The 15,053-nt window shown below is 64.6% G+C and carries 17 protein-coding genes; 8 read left to right on the forward strand and 9 right to left on the reverse strand.

Annotation, left to right across the window (positions count from 1 at the left end):
* Nucleotides 1-9: 9 nt before the first annotated feature.
* The 4 genes from P6U27_RS17555 to P6U27_RS17570 all read right to left on the reverse strand — a co-directional run bounded on the left by P6U27_RS17555 (nt 10) and on the right by P6U27_RS17570 (nt 4,175).
* On the reverse strand, nt 10-1,233 hold the full coding sequence (locus P6U27_RS17555; RefSeq protein WP_122403163.1) for an acyltransferase family protein: 1,224 nt from the start codon (nt 1,231-1,233) through the stop codon (nt 10-12).
* A 155-nt stretch (nt 1,234-1,388) separates the two neighbouring features.
* Nucleotides 1,389-1,850, reverse strand: a complete 462-nt coding sequence (locus P6U27_RS17560; RefSeq protein ID WP_129143468.1) for a hypothetical protein — start codon at nt 1,848-1,850, stop codon at nt 1,389-1,391.
* A gap of 18 nt (nt 1,851-1,868) precedes the next feature.
* A complete protein-coding gene (locus P6U27_RS17565) occupies nt 1,869-3,722 on the reverse strand; it encodes a potassium transporter Kup (protein ID WP_122403165.1) in 1,854 nt (617 codons plus the stop codon).
* Between the two features lie 195 nt (nt 3,723-3,917).
* Complete coding sequence (locus P6U27_RS17570) at nt 3,918-4,175, reverse strand: hypothetical protein (protein WP_122403166.1); 258 nt, start codon at nt 4,173-4,175, stop codon at nt 3,918-3,920.
* A gap of 267 nt (nt 4,176-4,442) precedes the next feature.
* Between P6U27_RS17570 and coaD the strand changes: the two genes are divergently transcribed.
* The 5 genes from coaD to queA all read left to right on the forward strand — a co-directional run bounded on the left by coaD (nt 4,443) and on the right by queA (nt 7,637).
* The gene (gene coaD / locus P6U27_RS17575) at nt 4,443-4,940 is read left to right on the forward strand and encodes a pantetheine-phosphate adenylyltransferase (protein WP_122403167.1); all 498 of its coding nucleotides are present in this window, start codon (nt 4,443-4,445) and stop codon (nt 4,938-4,940) included.
* Between the two features lie 36 nt (nt 4,941-4,976).
* Nucleotides 4,977-5,540 (forward strand): peptidylprolyl isomerase, encoded by a 564-nt coding sequence (locus tag P6U27_RS17580; RefSeq protein WP_122403168.1) that lies wholly within the window; start codon nt 4,977-4,979, stop codon nt 5,538-5,540.
* A gap of 8 nt (nt 5,541-5,548) precedes the next feature.
* Nucleotides 5,549-5,959 (forward strand): hypothetical protein, encoded by a 411-nt coding sequence (locus P6U27_RS17585; RefSeq protein ID WP_122403169.1) that lies wholly within the window; start codon nt 5,549-5,551, stop codon nt 5,957-5,959.
* Nucleotides 5,956-6,420, forward strand: coding sequence for a peptidylprolyl isomerase (locus P6U27_RS17590; RefSeq protein WP_122403170.1), 465 nt, complete (start codon nt 5,956-5,958; stop codon nt 6,418-6,420). Before P6U27_RS17585 ends, P6U27_RS17590 begins: the two co-directional genes overlap by 4 nt.
* Before the next feature lie 143 nt (nt 6,421-6,563).
* On the forward strand, nt 6,564-7,637 hold the full coding sequence (gene queA, locus P6U27_RS17595) for a tRNA preQ1(34) S-adenosylmethionine ribosyltransferase-isomerase QueA (RefSeq protein ID WP_122403171.1): 1,074 nt from the start codon (nt 6,564-6,566) through the stop codon (nt 7,635-7,637).
* A gap of 169 nt (nt 7,638-7,806) precedes the next feature.
* Here queA and P6U27_RS17600 read toward each other — a convergent pair whose 3' ends face one another.
* The 4 genes from P6U27_RS17600 to P6U27_RS17615 all read right to left on the reverse strand — a co-directional run bounded on the left by P6U27_RS17600 (nt 7,807) and on the right by P6U27_RS17615 (nt 12,022).
* Entirely contained in the window at nt 7,807-8,832 is a 1,026-nt protein-coding gene (locus P6U27_RS17600; RefSeq protein ID WP_122403172.1) for an aspartate-semialdehyde dehydrogenase, read from the reverse strand.
* 245 nt (nt 8,833-9,077) lie between these two features.
* The gene (locus P6U27_RS17605) at nt 9,078-9,680 is read right to left on the reverse strand and encodes a PepSY domain-containing protein (protein ID WP_162500269.1); all 603 of its coding nucleotides are present in this window, start codon (nt 9,678-9,680) and stop codon (nt 9,078-9,080) included.
* Between the two features lie 252 nt (nt 9,681-9,932).
* On the reverse strand, nt 9,933-10,679 hold the full coding sequence (locus tag P6U27_RS17610; RefSeq protein WP_407194325.1) for a TetR/AcrR family transcriptional regulator: 747 nt from the start codon (nt 10,677-10,679) through the stop codon (nt 9,933-9,935).
* A gap of 134 nt (nt 10,680-10,813) precedes the next feature.
* Nucleotides 10,814-12,022, reverse strand: a complete 1,209-nt coding sequence (locus tag P6U27_RS17615) for a patatin-like phospholipase family protein (protein WP_122403175.1) — start codon at nt 12,020-12,022, stop codon at nt 10,814-10,816.
* A 193-nt stretch (nt 12,023-12,215) separates the two neighbouring features.
* Here P6U27_RS17615 and tgt point away from each other — a divergent pair, with 193 nt between their 5' ends.
* On the forward strand, nt 12,216-13,361 hold the full coding sequence (tgt, locus tag P6U27_RS17620; RefSeq protein WP_122403176.1) for a tRNA guanosine(34) transglycosylase Tgt: 1,146 nt from the start codon (nt 12,216-12,218) through the stop codon (nt 13,359-13,361).
* Between the two features lies 1 nt (nt 13,362).
* On the opposite strand, the gene P6U27_RS17625 is transcribed toward tgt, so the two are convergent.
* On the reverse strand, nt 13,363-13,581 hold the full coding sequence (locus tag P6U27_RS17625; protein ID WP_122403177.1) for a hypothetical protein: 219 nt from the start codon (nt 13,579-13,581) through the stop codon (nt 13,363-13,365).
* A 223-nt stretch (nt 13,582-13,804) separates the two neighbouring features.
* Between P6U27_RS17625 and cysK the strand changes: the two genes are divergently transcribed.
* Nucleotides 13,805-14,782 (forward strand): cysteine synthase A, encoded by a 978-nt coding sequence (cysK, locus tag P6U27_RS17630; protein WP_122403178.1) that lies wholly within the window; start codon nt 13,805-13,807, stop codon nt 14,780-14,782.
* A gap of 3 nt (nt 14,783-14,785) precedes the next feature.
* Nucleotides 14,786-15,028, forward strand: a complete 243-nt coding sequence (locus tag P6U27_RS17635) for a BrnA antitoxin family protein (protein ID WP_129143470.1) — start codon at nt 14,786-14,788, stop codon at nt 15,026-15,028.
* The last annotated feature ends 25 nt before the right edge of the window (nt 15,029-15,053 follow it).

A 15,053-nucleotide genomic window follows, 5' to 3' on the forward strand; every position in this document is an offset into this window, starting at 1 on the left:
GACGTTCCGTCATCGAGGTTGATCTGAGATAGCGCCCTTACCGGGGAATCCGGAATGCCGGTGGCCCAGCAGTCTCGCGCCTGCGGCCAGGAATCCGCTCGCGGCCCAGCTCAGAGCCAGCGCCACAATGAGGACGAACGCGGCTTTGGCGGCGGCGTTCAGTCTCGTGTCGAGCAGTGCATATTGCAGCCACAGCACGAACGGGTAATGCGTGAGGTAGATGCCGTAGGCATTGGTGGAAAGGCTGTCGGCGACCGCCGACCTGCGACGCAACAATGCCAGCGAACTCGCCACAAAAGCGATCACGCCCGTCGCGCATGCAGGGGGAAACGCGAAAGCAGCGGCGATCCGGTACGCCGGCGGACTGGCATTCCAGTCCGGCATGGTCAGTGCGGTCAGCCCGCCCCATACGGCAAAGCAGGCGAAAGCTGCGGCAACCCACGTTGGCCAGTGGTGCGCGAGGGGGCCGTCGATGCGGAAGACGCTGCGATCAGAGCCGTAGCTGCCGATGGCGAGCCCCGCGGAGAAATAGAGGAGATAGTGCAGCGGGCGGCTTAGCTGGAAAGACAATGGGCCGAAAAAGGTCCATTCCCAGGGGGTGAAGATCATCGCGAGCGGGACATAGGCCAGTGCCGACAGACTGGTCAGGCCTGCGAAGAGGAGCAGGGGACGATCGTCGCATTTGGCGACGATGAAGCTCGCGGCGCGTGGCCACGATGGCACGAGCTCATGCAGCGCAGCAGCCAGTGCGCTGAGCAGCAGAAGCTGCCACAAGAACCATTGCGGGCCCGAGGGCCACATCGGCAAAGCGCGCCAGTGCTGCCAAAATGCCGCAGGCGACGGGTCGGTCGCGGTCGTCAGATACGAGGCGTAGTACGCCACCGGACTGAGGAGGACGACGGCGAGGACGAAGGGCAATCCAATTCGCCACCAGCGATCCGCGAGATAGGCGGCGGCGCCCTTGCGGATCAGGCCACGCGGGGTGAACAGGCCCGCCAAAAGGAACATCAGGGACATCAAGCTGACGTCTTGCCATGCGCAGAACAGGTCCAGCCCAAACCAGCGCTCGCTGTCGATGATCGGAAACGCGATCCAGCGATAGGGCGACGCGTCGAAGGCGAACGGATGCGGCGGCTGAGAGGCGAGGTACGGAAGGGCCGAATGGAAGGCGACCACGATCAGGATGACGACGGCGCGCAAATTGCTGAATGTGACGTTGGCGCCAGAGTTCATGGGGGAGCACCAGCCCGGGATTGATCTCGCCGGAACCAACCGAAAGCCGATCCACCTGGTTCCAATTCGCCGACGGGCAATTTCAGATTGGATCCGCAGCGGACGCGGTTTTGCTGAAGCCAACGCCTCCAGGGCCAGGCGCGCTCGCTGGTGGGCTACGAGGCGGTCGAAAGCTCTCTCGTCAAATCGGCAAGCGCCTCCCGCTTTCCGATTTGTGCCATCCAGCACCAAAGGGGACGCTCAATCTTGCCATAGCCCGCGAGCAGTCCCTCTCGTTTCGGCGCATCGTCAACGTCGCGAAGAAGCCCAGAACGTAGACCCTCCTTTGCCATCTTCCACTGCAGCGATGCAGGGTAGGCCTTGAGGACGCAAGCAGGCGAATCCGCCGCCATGATCTCCAGGACGGTACCGATCTCCCCGCCATGCAGTTCGGCGACGTCCAGCACCGAGGCCTGCGGAAAGATCCGACCGATGATCGACTGCACCTGATCGAACGAGATTGTCAGCCGAGGTTTCAACTGCAGAGGCGGATCGCTGGACATTTTCGCACCTGCCTCATGCAGCAATCCGGGGCTCTCACGCTTGTCGAGAAACCCGGATTGCGCTTGCCGCTCCACTCGGGCTACGCGCTTCCGCTAAATCTCCAGCTCCGTCCCGAACTCCACCACCTGCTTGGTCGGCACGCCGAAGAACGCGGCGGAGCGTTCGGCGTTGCGCTGGAGGAAGGCAAACACGCCTTCGCGCCAGACCCACATTCCCGGGACGTCCTCGCGCGGGATGATGGTCTCGCGGCCAACGTAGTAGGTGATGTCGGAGAGGTCGATGCCGGGCAGCTTGCCCAGGCGGCAGATGAGCTTCAGTCCTTCATAGATCGTCGGGTTCTGCATGAAGCCGTAATGCAGGATCACGCGGGTGATGCCCGGGATGATCTCGAGCACCTCGGCGCGTTCCTCGTCGGGAATGTGCGGCGATTCCTCGATCAGCACGGTGACCAGCAGCACGCGTTCGTGCAGCACGCGATTGTGCTTGACGAACTGGGTCAGCGCCAGCGGCACGCCGCGCGGCGCGGAGGCCAAAAACACCGCGGTCCCGGGCAGCCTCGCCCTGCACTGGTTCACGACGGTCTCGATCAGGTCCTCCTCGGGTTGGCGCAGCCGCGCCCGCGCCGCCTCGACCAGCTTCACGCCGCCGCGCCAGGTCAGCATCAGGAACGCAACGAGGGCCGCGAGCAGCAACGGAAACCAGCCGCCCTCGAACAGCTTGATCGAGTTGGCCGAGAAGAAGATCACGTCGATCACGAAGAAGGCGCCGTTCACGGCAACCACCAGCCAGGGCGAATAGCCCCACTGGATCGCCACCAGCGCCGCGAGCAACGTGGTGATCGCCATCAGCAGCGACACTGCGATGCCATAGGCGCCGGCGAGCGCGTCCGAGCTGCCGAAGCTCAGCACCGCCCCGAGCGTTGCGGCAGCAAGCAGCCAATTGACCAGCGGCACGTAGATCTGGCCGATCGCAGCGCTCGTGGTGTGGCGGATCTGCATGCGCGGCAGGAAACCGAGCTGGATCGACTGCTGTGTCAGCGAAAACACGCCGGAGATGATCGCCTGCGAGGCGATCACGGTCGCGACCGCCGAGAAGGCGACCAGCACATAGTGCAGGGCGTCGGGGCAGAGCTGGAAGAACGGATTCTCGATCATGGCGGGATCGGTGATCAGAAGCGCTGCCTGGCCGAAATAATTCAGCACCAGCGCCGGCAGGCAGACCGCGAACCAGGCGAGCCGGATCGGGAAGCGCCCGAAATGCCCCATGTCGGCATACATGGCTTCGCCGCCGGTGACCGCGAGGAAGGCGGCGCCGAGAATTCCGAAGGAGACGTGAAAATCCTGGTGGATCAGGAAGTCGAAGGCATAGAGCGGGCTGAGCGCCGCCAGCACCGCCGGCGCCTTGACGATGCCGTGGATGCCAAGCGCGGCAAGCACGACGAACCAGGCCAGCATCACAGGGCCGAAGATGCGGCCGATGAAGCCGGTGCCCTGCTTCTGCATCATGAACAGCCCGATCAGGATGGCGACGGTCACGGGCACCACGGCCGGTGCCAGCGAGGGGGCGTCGACCTTGAGGCCTTCGATGGCGCTGAGCACCGAGATCGCCGGCGTGATCGCGCCGTCGCCATAGAGCAGGGCGGCGCCGATGAGGCCGACCACCAGGAGATGGGCGCGCCATGTGCCTGGCTGGGCGTGGCGGGCATGCAGCAGTGCCAGCAGCGCGACGATGCCCCCTTCGCCGCGGTTATCCGCGCGCAGGATCAGCAGCGCGTATTTCAGCGAGATGATCAGCAGCAACGCCCAAAGGATCAGCGAGGCAACCCCCAGGACAGCGTCCTGACTCAGCGTGCCTCCATGAGCAGCCGCCTTGGCGGCTTCCTTCAGGGCGTAGAGGGGACTGGTGCCGATATCGCCGTAGACCACCCCAAGGGCGCCCATGGTCATGGCAAGCGGCAGCGCGTCGGGGCGATGGCCGGAGGCGACTGCGGGCGTACTGGACAACGGCAACTCCCCCGATGGAAACGCGCCCGTCGGGTCATTCCGATGGGGGCGAGCACGATGCAGTTTGCGACGAGACGTCGCAAATATCCACGGGGTTTATCTTGAGGGGGCTTCCTGACGCGAAACTTACAGGTCCGACTACGGGGTGCGGTCGGCTGTCACGAGGCGGGCCTCGCGGACACTGGCCTTGCTGCCGGCGCGGCGCAGGCAGGACGCCTCGAAATTCGGCCAGGCCTGCTGTGAGCAGTCGCGGCCGATGGTGCGGATGTCGAGCCGGTCGCTCTTGGCCAGCGGCTGCGGCACGCTGGCTTCGACGGTCGGGGCAAAGCCGGGCAGGAGGGTGAGGGCTGCGGCAACACACGCAGAGACTGCGATCGCTGAAATGGTCTTGATCATTGACGGTCCCCTGTGATGCGGCCGCCTCGCCCAGTGTGCGGCCCGTCATTCGTTGGCTGGATTAGTAACCATGGCCAGTTTCCGGACGTCTTCGCGGAGACTGGAAATGGTTTCGTTCGCGCTCCGTTTTGTTTCGTCGCTGCCCGAGGACGAAACAAAACGGCCATTGCCGACGTCCGGCGAGACATTTTCCGTGTAAAAGGTCCGGAAACGGACAAGGAACCTGCCCGGCTTGCCGGGCCGGGCCGGGCGCGGTAGGACGGGGCCATGTCGCGCATTGCCTTCTACCCAGGTTCCTTCGACCCCATCACCAACGGCCATCTGGACGTGGTCCGGCACAGCGTCTCGCTGTGCGACCGGCTGGTGGTCGCGATCGGCGTGCACCCAGGCAAGAAACCGCTGTTCTCCACCGAGGAGCGGCTGAAGATGCTCCATGACGTCTGCGGGCCAATCGCGGCCCAGGCCGGCTGCGTGCTCGAGGCGACGACGTTTGACGATCTGTCGGTGACCGCGGCGCGCAAGCACGGCGCGATCATCATGATCCGGGGCCTGCGCGACGGCACCGATCTCGATTACGAGATGCAGCTCGCCGGCATGAACGAGGCCATGGCGCCTGAAGTGCATACGGTCTTCCTGCCGGCCTCTCCCATGGTCCGCCCGATCACCGCCACTTTGGTGCGCCAGATCGCCGGCATGGGCGGGGATGTCTCGGCCTTCGTCCCGCCGCAGGTCGCGGCACAGCTCAAGGCCAAATTCGCCGGTTAACGGCCCGCTTCCTTTCTCATCCTGACCGGAGTTGTCATGATCCGAATTTTCGCAGTTCTTGCCGCGCTTGTGTTCGCGGTGCCGGCGGTGGCGCAGCAATTGCCGGCAAACCTCGACAAGGCCAATGCCATCGTCATCGACAGCACCAAAGGCCGCATCGTCATCAAGCTCAGGACCGACATCGCGCCGCAGCATGCCGAGCGCATCAAGCAGCTCGCGCGCGAGGGCTTCTACAACAACGTGCCGTTCCACCGTGTCATGGACGGCTTCATGGCGCAGACGGGCGACGGCCAGAACGGCAACGGCACCGGCGGCTCGAAATATCCGAACCTGAAGCAGGAATTCTCCAAGGTGCATTTTGCCCGCGGCATCGTCGGCATGGCCCGGCGCGGCGACAGCGTCGACAGCGCCAACTCGCAGTTCTTCATCATGTTCGCCGACGGCGGCAGCCTCGACGGCCAGTACACGGTGATCGGCGAGGTCGTGCAGGGCATGGACGTCGTCGACAAGCTGAAGAAGGCGCCCCCCGGCTCGCCCGGCGGCACCGTCACCGATCCCGACAAGATGGTGAAGGTGCAGGTCGCCTCCGACATCAAGTAGGAGCGGCCATGGCGCGCCGCGGTGGCAAGCTCCTGCTGGTTGCCGCGATGCTGCTGCTCGGCGTTCCCCGTGCGGCCGCGGAGGACGCGCAGGTCAACACCATCCAGGACATCTTCCGGCACTTGCGTACCTGCTGGAGACCGCCGTCGCCGGCCAAGGCGCGCCCCCTCGACATCACCGTCGTCGTGAGCTTTAACCGGGCCGGAAACATTCTGGGCCATCCGAGGATTACCTATGAATCCGCGGAGGCCTCCGACAACGACCGGCTGCAATACCGGATCGCGGTGATGGAGGCGTTGCAACGCTGCACGCCGGTGCCATTTACCGATGCAATGGCCGGCGCCGCGGCGGGACGTCCATTCGCGATCCAGTTCCGCAACCGGAAGACTTCACCTCCAACACAAGAGAGACGAGCATGAGCGTCACCGAAAACACCCTGATCCTCGAGACAACGCAGGGTCCCGTCACCATCGAGATGCGGCCCGACCTCGCGCCGAACCACGTCGCGCGCATCAAGGAGCTCGTGCGCGAGGGCTTCTATGACGGCATCGTGTTTCACCGCGTGATCGAGGGCTTCATGGCCCAGACCGGCTGTCCGCATGGCACCGGCACCGGCGGCTCCGGCAAGAAGCTGAAAGCCGAGTTCAACAAGGAGCCGCATGTGCGCGGCACCGCCTCGATGGCCCGCGCCGCCAATCCCGATTCCGGCGACAGCCAGTTCTTCATCTGCTTCGACGATGCCCGCTTCCTCGACAACCAGTACACGGTCTGGGGCAAGGTCACCGAGGGCATGGAGAACGTCGACAAGATCAAGCGCGGCGAGCCCGTGATGAATCCTGACAAGATCGTCAAGGCGCGGATGGCCGCGGACAAGGAGTAAGCACGCGACCCTCATCCTGAGGAGCGCGGAACGCGCGTCTCGAAGGATGAAGGCTTCGCTGCTGCAGTTCGGCCTTCATGGTTCGAGACGGCGCTACGCGCCTCCTCACCATGAGGGCTGGCTGTGTCGCGCTAGGCCCGCACATGCGCACCGATCTCTTCGATTTCGACCTGCCCGCCGAGCGCATCGCATTGCGTCCGGCGAGTCCGCGCGACTCCGCGAAGATGCTGGTCGTGGAGAACGGCGCGTTGCGCGACCAGACCATCTCTGACCTGCCGCAATGGCTTAAGCCCGGCGACCAGCTCGTCGTCAACGACACCAAGGTGATCGCGGCGCAGCTGAAGGGCCGCCGCATCGGCCGCGAGACGGAGCCGAAGATCGAAGCGACGCTGATCAAGCGCGTCGACGGCTCGCGCTGGCAGGCGCTGGTGAAGCCGGCAAAGAAGCTTGTTGCCGGCGATCGCATCCGCTTCGGTAATGAAGGCAAGGTCTGCCTGCTCGGCCACCTCGACGCCGACGTCGAGGCCAAGGGGGCAGAAGGTGAGGTGACGCTGTCGTTCTCATTCCACGGCCCGGCACTCGACCAGGCCATCGCCGATCTCGGCAGCCCGCCGCTACCACCCTACATCGCTTCCAAGCGCACGCCTGACGACCAGGATTTTGCGGATTACCAGACCATGTTCGCGGCCAACGAGGGCGCAGTTGCAGCGCCGACCGCGGGTCTGCATTTCACGCCCGCGCTGGAGCAGGCGCTGCGCGCGCGCGACATCGGGATCAACCGCGTGACGCTGCATGTCGGGGCAGGGACCTTCCTGCCGGTCAAGGCCGAGGACACCGAGGGCCACAAGATGCACGCCGAGTGGGGCACCATCTCGGCCGAGGTCGCGGAGCGGCTCAACAGCGCGCGGAAAAATGGCAGGCGGATCGTCGCGGTCGGCACGACGTCATTGCGTCTGCTCGAAAGCGCGGCGAGCGAGGACGGCATGATCCAACCGTTCGCGGCCGAGACCTCGATCTTCATCACGCCGGGTTATCACTTCCGCGCCGTCGATGTCCTGATGACCAATTTTCACCTGCCGAAGTCGACACTGTTTATGCTGGTGTCGGCGTTTTCGGGGTTGGAGACCATGAAGCAGGCCTATGCGCATGCGATCGCGAATGGTTACCGGTTTTATTCGTACGGGGATGCGTGTTTGCTGTTTCCGTCGGTGCCGTAGGCGACCAACGCAAACCCATCGCCGTCACCCCGAGGTGCTCGGCTCTTCGGCGAGCCTCGAAGGGCGACGGCCCGGCTGCTGCATCTCGGCCGCTCATCGAGGCTCACCATGCAGCGCCTGGCGCGGCATGGTTCGCACCTCAGGATGACGGATCGACGGGCGTGCTCCGTTACGCCATCACCCGCTGCGGCAAGAGCTCCGCGATCTGCACCGCGTTCAGCGCCGCGCCCTTGAGCAGCTGGTCCGCCGCCACGAACATCGAGATCGAATGCCCGCTAGCGTCGCTGAGGTCCTTGCGGATGCGGCCGACCAGCACGTCGTCCTGGCCCGAGGCGTCGATCGGCATCGGGAAGTAGTTCTTGGCGCGGTCGTCGACGACCTTCACTCCGGGCGCCTGCGCCATGATGGCGCGGACCTGGTCTTCGGTGATCGGCTGCTCGCATTCGAAGGTGATGGCCTCGCAATGGGCGCGCAGCACCGGTACGCGCACGCAGGTGACGCCGACGGCGATGCTGTCGTCCTCGAAGATCTTGCGGGTCTCCTTGATGACTTTGGTCTCTTCGTCGTTGTAGCCGGTCTCGGGATCGACGGCCGTGTTGTGATTGAAGAGATTGAAGGCGTAGGGGTGCGGCATCACCTTGGGCGTATAGACCTGCCCGTTGAGATTGGCGCGGGTGGACTCGACGAGCTCCTCCATCGCGGCGGCGCCGGCGCCGGAGGCCGCCTGATAGGTCGAGATGATCACGCGCTTGATCCGGTTCTTCTGATGGATCGGCCACAGCGGCACCAGCGCGGTGATCGCGGCGCAGTTCGGGTTCGCAATGATGCCCTTGTGATCGCGGATGCGGTTCGCGTTGATCTCGGGAATCACCAGCGGCACGTTCGGGTCCATGCGGAAGGCGGAGGAATTGTCGACCACGACCGCGCCCGACTTGACCGCGATCGGCGCATACTTCCTGGAGATGCTGCCGCCGGCGGAGAACAGGGCGATATCGACACCTTCGAAAGACCGCTCGGTCAGTTCCTCGATGACGACGTTCTGGCCGCGGAACGACACCGTCTTGCCGGCGGAGCGGGCGCTCGCCAGCGCCTTGAGCTTACTGATGCGAAAGCCGCGCTTGTCCATGGCGGCGATGAATTCGGCGCCCACCGCACCGGTGACGCCGACAATCGCGACGACGGGATCGTTACTCACTTTGTCCTCCGTTGAATTTGCGAATTAGACAACAAAAAAGCCCCGGACCATCGAGGGCGGGGCTTGCCGTAGAGCTGATGCGTTTAAGTCGACGACCTACGTGCGCACGCCTCCCCGGGCCCCTGAGGCCGTGGTGGTTTTGGTCGTGCGTTTGGTGATCGTGAACATGGCGGCGACTTATGCGGGAGAGTCTTGCGTCCGTCAATGGGTTTTCGGCGGGAACGTGGCAGCGCGGGGACCTGTCGCTATTTGGCCCGGGCAGCCGGCGGCTCCAGGATGACCTCCTTGAGGTCGTCGCCGCTGATCACGACGATCGCAAAATTGAGCCGGCCGCGTTCGCGCACCAAGCCGCCGCTGATGGCCTTGCCCGAGGCTGCGCGCTCGGCGACGCGTACGGCGTCGGCGAGGCGGTGCCTGATCGCACCGAGCGCGGCGAGATTGCTGCGGTCCTCGTGGTCGAGCTCAGTGAGGGGGAGGGCGGCCTCCCCGCCGACCAGCTCGCCCGTCGCAGCATTGATGGTGTGGCGCCAGATTCGGTCGTTGTGCAGGGTCTTGACGCGGTAGACCGGCACGCCCGAGGCGCCGTCGAAGCTCACATCCGCCGTCGTGGCGCCGGCATGGCGGGCTTCCGCGATCGCCATGGCCTGGCTGATCGTGATCGACGAGCTGCGGAATCGTTCTATTTCGCGGCTGACCGCCTGGCGGTCCGCTTCAGCATCACCATCTGTCTCGCTGTGAAGCGCGGTCGGCGTGCCCGCAGTCACGATTGCCTGCGCCGGCGCGGTGATGAGCAGCGCGGGCAAGGCGATCGCAAGCAGTTGCGAGGTCCATCGTTTGGCTGTCGTCATGCTCGAAACCCTCGGCCAGCGAGTGTGCCGGATGATCGTAAAGAATTCGCGGCCGGCCTTGGGCATCGGCCGGCCGCGGAGCGCCGCGGCGGGCTATACCCGCCGTGACGATCGAAGCGGTCCGGACCTCTTTGGGGCTGGTGAAAAAGCGATCCGTACCCGGCTTATAACTAAACCATACCGTATCGTTTTATTTTGGTCAACGCTGCCGCGCGGTCCCCTTTGGGGAAAGATCGCAAGCTCACGGAATTGTCAGCGGGAGGAGCGGCGCCGTGGCGTGACTTTGGCGGCGTCCTGGACGCGGTCGGGGGGCCCCAGCGCGCCGGCCAGGAACAGCTTGATCGCCGCGCGCATGCGCTTTTCGGCGGCCTTCAGCTCCAGCGCCGTCCCGAACGTCGCCATGCGGTGGGTGTGACCGACGACGACGTCGAGGAATACCTCGGCTGCAATGGTGGTGTCTTCGACATCGAGCGCACCTTGCGCCACCAGATGGTCGAAGAAGCGCGCGGTGGTGGCGACGGCCTTGAGCCAGCCTTCCTCCTTGCCGAGCTTGGCGACGTCGGGGAAGTTGATGGCCTGCGACGTCATCATGCGGCTGAAGGCGACGGCGTCGAGACCGCAGGTGAAGGTCAGCATCTCGCGCCCGATCTCGACCAGCCGCTGCTCGACCGAGATGTTCGAGGCGCTGGAGAGCTGTGTCTCCGCCGCCGCCGAGAGCGGCGCGAGCCAGCGCGCGATCTCGCGCCTCAGCACGGCCGCAAACAGCCCGCGCTTGTCGCCATAGCGGGAATAGACCGTGGGCTTGCTCACCCGCGCGGCTTCCGCGACCGCGTCGAGTGAGGTCGCATCGAAGCCGCGGTCCAGGAACAGGCGGGTGGCGACCTCGATCAGCCGCTGATCGCGCTCGATCGCGGCTGACTTCGTCGGCCGGCCGCCGCGCGATTTCGGCACCTCGCGCCGTGGCGCTGCCGGTCTCGTCCTGGTCGCAGTCAATCCCATGCCCAATGATTCCTGCGCGTTTCTGACAGTCGTCTTTGCTCTATAACGCGCAGCAATCGAGGCGTCATCGCGAATCTGGCCGAATTGGCCGTATCGTCAACGGTCTCGATCCGCCCCCGTTCCGTCGTGCCGGCTTACGGAAGCGTCGAGGTCCAGGCCCGCCCGGATGCGGCCTTCTCGTATCCGTACTCATACAGCGCCCGCATATAGACGGTATCGAATCCTTCCGACGGCGGCGCCGGGTAATCGCGCGCGATGTAGGAGAGATGGAAGCCCAGTCGGTTGCGCTTGGCGAAATCGTAAGTCGAGAAGATGATCGACCGCGTCTGCGATTGGGTGATCGCCGACAGGCTCCGTGAGGCAACGTCGATGGTGCCGTTGGAGACGAGCTCGAAGTTGCGTTCGATCTTCTTGTTGACGAGGATGTAGATGTCCATGTTTGCATTGCCGGGCAGGCGGCTGCTCTGGAACAACAGGGCTTCCGGCAAGGTGAGCACCGGCGCCGTCACGCCGCCGTCGACATGCATCTCCTGAAACCGGCGGCCCTGGCCTTCGGCATCGATCATGATCGGCGGAAACACCAGGGGAATGCTGGCGGAAGCCGCCATCACGTCGCGAAACAGTTTCAGGGCCTCGGGCGTTCCAACAGCGGCGATCTTGCCCATGTCCCAGATCGCGGTCCGCTGGGTGTCGAGATCGGTCGTCACCACCAGTAGCTTCCGGCCGTTCGCGTGCTCGCGCGCGACCTGCGCCATGATTTCCGGACCTACATAGCGCGCGACGAGCTCGCGCAGCCTTGTGTTGCCGAACAGGCCGGATCCGAACAGCACGCGCATGATGCTGGGATCGTTCAGGAGGCTCTCCGCAATGCCGCTGGTGTAGACCTCCTTCAGCGTGTCGTCATATTGCGGGCCGAGAAACGCGAAGGGCGCGATCAGGCCGCCGGTGCTGACGCCCGAGACGACCGAGAAGGTGGGGCGGGTCTTGGCCGCGGTCCAGCCGTTGAGCACCCCGACGCCATAGGCGCCATCGGCGCCGCCGCCGGAGAGCGCCAGATAGGTTTTCGTCGTGGCGCTGGTGCCCTTCTCAAAGCTGAATTTCGTGATGGGCTCGTCGGCGTAGCGCCTGAGGCCGTCGATATCCAGCACGCGCGAGACGCTGGCTTCAGCGGCCGTGTAGGGCGTACGCGGCAGGGAGGTGCAGGCGCCGAGCGCAAGGCTGCACATAAGGACCAGCAATTCGACCAGGCTGACACCTGTCTGCCTGATCCGGTCACGCGAGGAGACGGATGCGTCGGTCGAACACGAAGGATACGGCATTGTCGGTGGCTGGCGATCACGCATCTAGCGCCGCCGGCAAAATTCACCGCGGCATCTCGTCCAGCCCCCATGACGAAACTATACTGTATCGTTTTGTTCGACAAGAGGGACAAGCAATATCCTCGCGCTGCTTGCTGTCCCGGTCTGAAGCACAAACGGGCCCCGAGCGCGGCCTTGCGGGTTGATCGGCTCCCTCCGACAAGCAATAAGCACCGCCATGAATCCCGACGATGACGTACCCAATCACTTTGAGTTGCTCGCCACCGATGGCGCCGCGCGCACCGGGCGGCTGACCACGCCGCACGGCGTGGTGCGGACCCCGGCCTTCATGCCGGTCGGCACCGCCGGTGCCATGAAGGGCATGCACTGGCGCGAGGTGCGCGATGCCGGCGCCGATATCGTGCTCGGCAACACTTACCATCTGATGCTGCGTCCGAGCGCCGAGCGGATCGCGGCGCTCGGCGGTCTGCAGCGGTTCACCGGCTGGAACGGTCCGATGCTGACCGATTCCGGCGGCTTCCAGGTGATGTCGTTGTCGGATCTGCGCAAAGTCAGCGAGAACGCCGTCACGTTCCGCTCGCATATTGACGGTGCCAAGGTCGAGCTGTCGCCGGAGCGCTCGATCGAGGTGCAGCGTTTGCTCGGCTCCGATATCGCCATGCAGATGGATGAATGCGTGCGGCTGCCGGCCGAGCACGCGGACATCGAGCGCGCCATGCAATTGTCGTTGCGCTGGGCGGAAAGAAGCAAGCGCGCCTTCGAGAGCGCGCCCGCAGGCTACATGCTGTTCGGCATCGTGCAGGGCGGCGACGTGCCGCAGCTTCGCCACGCGAGCGCCAGAGGCCTGGTCGCAGTCGGCTTCCACGGCTATGCGATCGGCGGTCTTGCCGTCGGCGAGCCGCAGGCGGTCATGCTGGCGATGATCGACGAGACCGCACCGCTGCTGCCGAGAGAGCGGCCGCGCTACCTGATGGGCGTCGGCACGCCCGACGACATCCTCGAAGCGGTGAAGCGCGGCATCGACATGTTCGATTGCGTGATGCCGACCCGCAATGGCCGGCACGGCGTCGCGTTCACGCGCTTCGGCCAGGTGAATCTGCGCAATGCACGCCACGCCGACGATCCGCGCCCGCTCGATGAAGAGAGCTCATGGCCGTCGACGCGCAACTGCGCGCGCGCCTACCTGCACCATCTCGTCAAGGCGGGCGAAACGCTGGGGGCGATGCTGCTGTCCGAAATCAATGTCGCTTACTACCAGTCCCTGATGCGGGGCGTCAGGGACGCGATCGCACACGGAAAGTTCGACGAATTCTATCAGCGCACGCGCGAGGACTGGGCGAGGGGCGACATCGCCCCACGCTAGATCAGTTGCAAGTGAAGCGATGCTTCACGGCGTGCTTGGTCACGAAGCCGTAGCCGCAATTATCGCAGGTCCAGAGATAGCTGATCACGTGGTCCGACACGTAGGCGGATGCTTCGGCGGCGACCATGGAGTCGGCGCAGACAGGGCAGGTGGGCAATTCGCTGCAACGCGGATCGCGGTTGGTCGCGACGGTCGACAACACTTCAGCAACTGCTGACATCGCGGTGACCTCCCTGCTTTGAGACGTAAGTCTAACATAAGCAGAACCAGTTGACGAGATCGCAACACAAATGCGTTGGTTTTCTGATCGCTGCCGCTCACGTGATTTTGCGATGCAGCGTATTTAGCATGTGCCGCATTGTCGCTTGCGTGTCGCCGCAAGCTGTCTGTAACTGCCAGAATGGTCGCGACAGAAGCACAGATCGTCGCCATAGGAGTTCATCATGGACGCATCGTCCACCACGGGTGCAGCGCACCAACCCGGCCGCGGCCGGATCTATGACTCGATCGTCGATGCCTTCGGCAACACGCCCATCGTGCGCTTGCAGCGACTGCCGCGCATGCACGACGTGAACGCGACCATTTTGGCAAAACTTGAATATTTCAATCCCGCGGCAAGCGTGAAGGACCGCATCGGCGCGGCCATGATCATCGCCATGGAGAAGGCGGGCATCGTCAAGCCCGACACCGTGCTGATCGAGCCGACCTCCGGCAATACCGGCATTGCGCTCGCATTCGTGGCGGCTTCGCGCGGCTACCGCCTGAAGCTGGTGATGCCGGAATCGATGTCGATCGAGCGACGCAAGATGCTGGCTTTTCTCGGCGCCGAGCTGGTGCTGACGCCGGCAGCGCAAGGAATGAAGGGCGCGATAGCGGCCGCCGAGGAGCTGTTGAAGACGACGCCGAACTCGGTGATGCCGCAGCAGTTCAAGAACCTCGCCAATCCCGAAGTGCACCGCCGCACCACCGCGGAGGAGATCTGGAACGACACCGGCGGCAACATTGATTTCTTCGTGGCCGGCGTCGGCACCGGCGGCACGATCACCGGCGTCGGCCAGGTGCTCAAGCCGCGCAAGACCTCGCTGCGTGTGGTGGCGGTCGAGCCGGAGGAGAGCCCGGTGCTGTCGGGGGGACAGCATACCCCGCACAAGATCCAAGGGATTGGCGCCGGCTTCGTCCCCGACATCCTCGATCGTTCCGTGATTGACGAGATCGTGAAGATCAACTCGACGACGGCGATCGAGACTACGCGCGCGCTGGCGCGGCATGAGGGCATTCCGGGCGGCATCTCCTCGGGCGCGGCGATCGCGGCCGCGCTGCAGATCGGCAAACGCCCCGAAGCTGCGGGAAAGACGATCCTGGCGATCGTACCGTCCTTCTCCGAGCGCTATCTTTCGACGGCTCTATTCGAGGGAATCTAGGACATGGCAGATCAACCGAGGCGGCCGCGTACGCTTGGCGATGCCAGAACGGAGGCCGAGGCGGCGTTCAAGAAGGTGACGGCGAAGGTCGCCGCGGCGCCGCCCAAGCAAAACGCCGTTCCCGGCATCAAGGAGCAGGTCACGCTCCGCATTGACCAGGACGTGCTGGAGTTCTTCCAGGAGGGCGGTCCCGGCTGGCAGGACCGTATCAACGAGGCGCTGCGGAAAGCGGCGGGGAAGTCGTAGCCAACATCGTCGTCGAGCGCAGCGA

This window comes from Bradyrhizobium sp. STM 3566, assembly GCF_045571445.1.
Lineage (GTDB): Bacteria > Pseudomonadota > Alphaproteobacteria > Rhizobiales > Xanthobacteraceae > Bradyrhizobium > Bradyrhizobium vignae.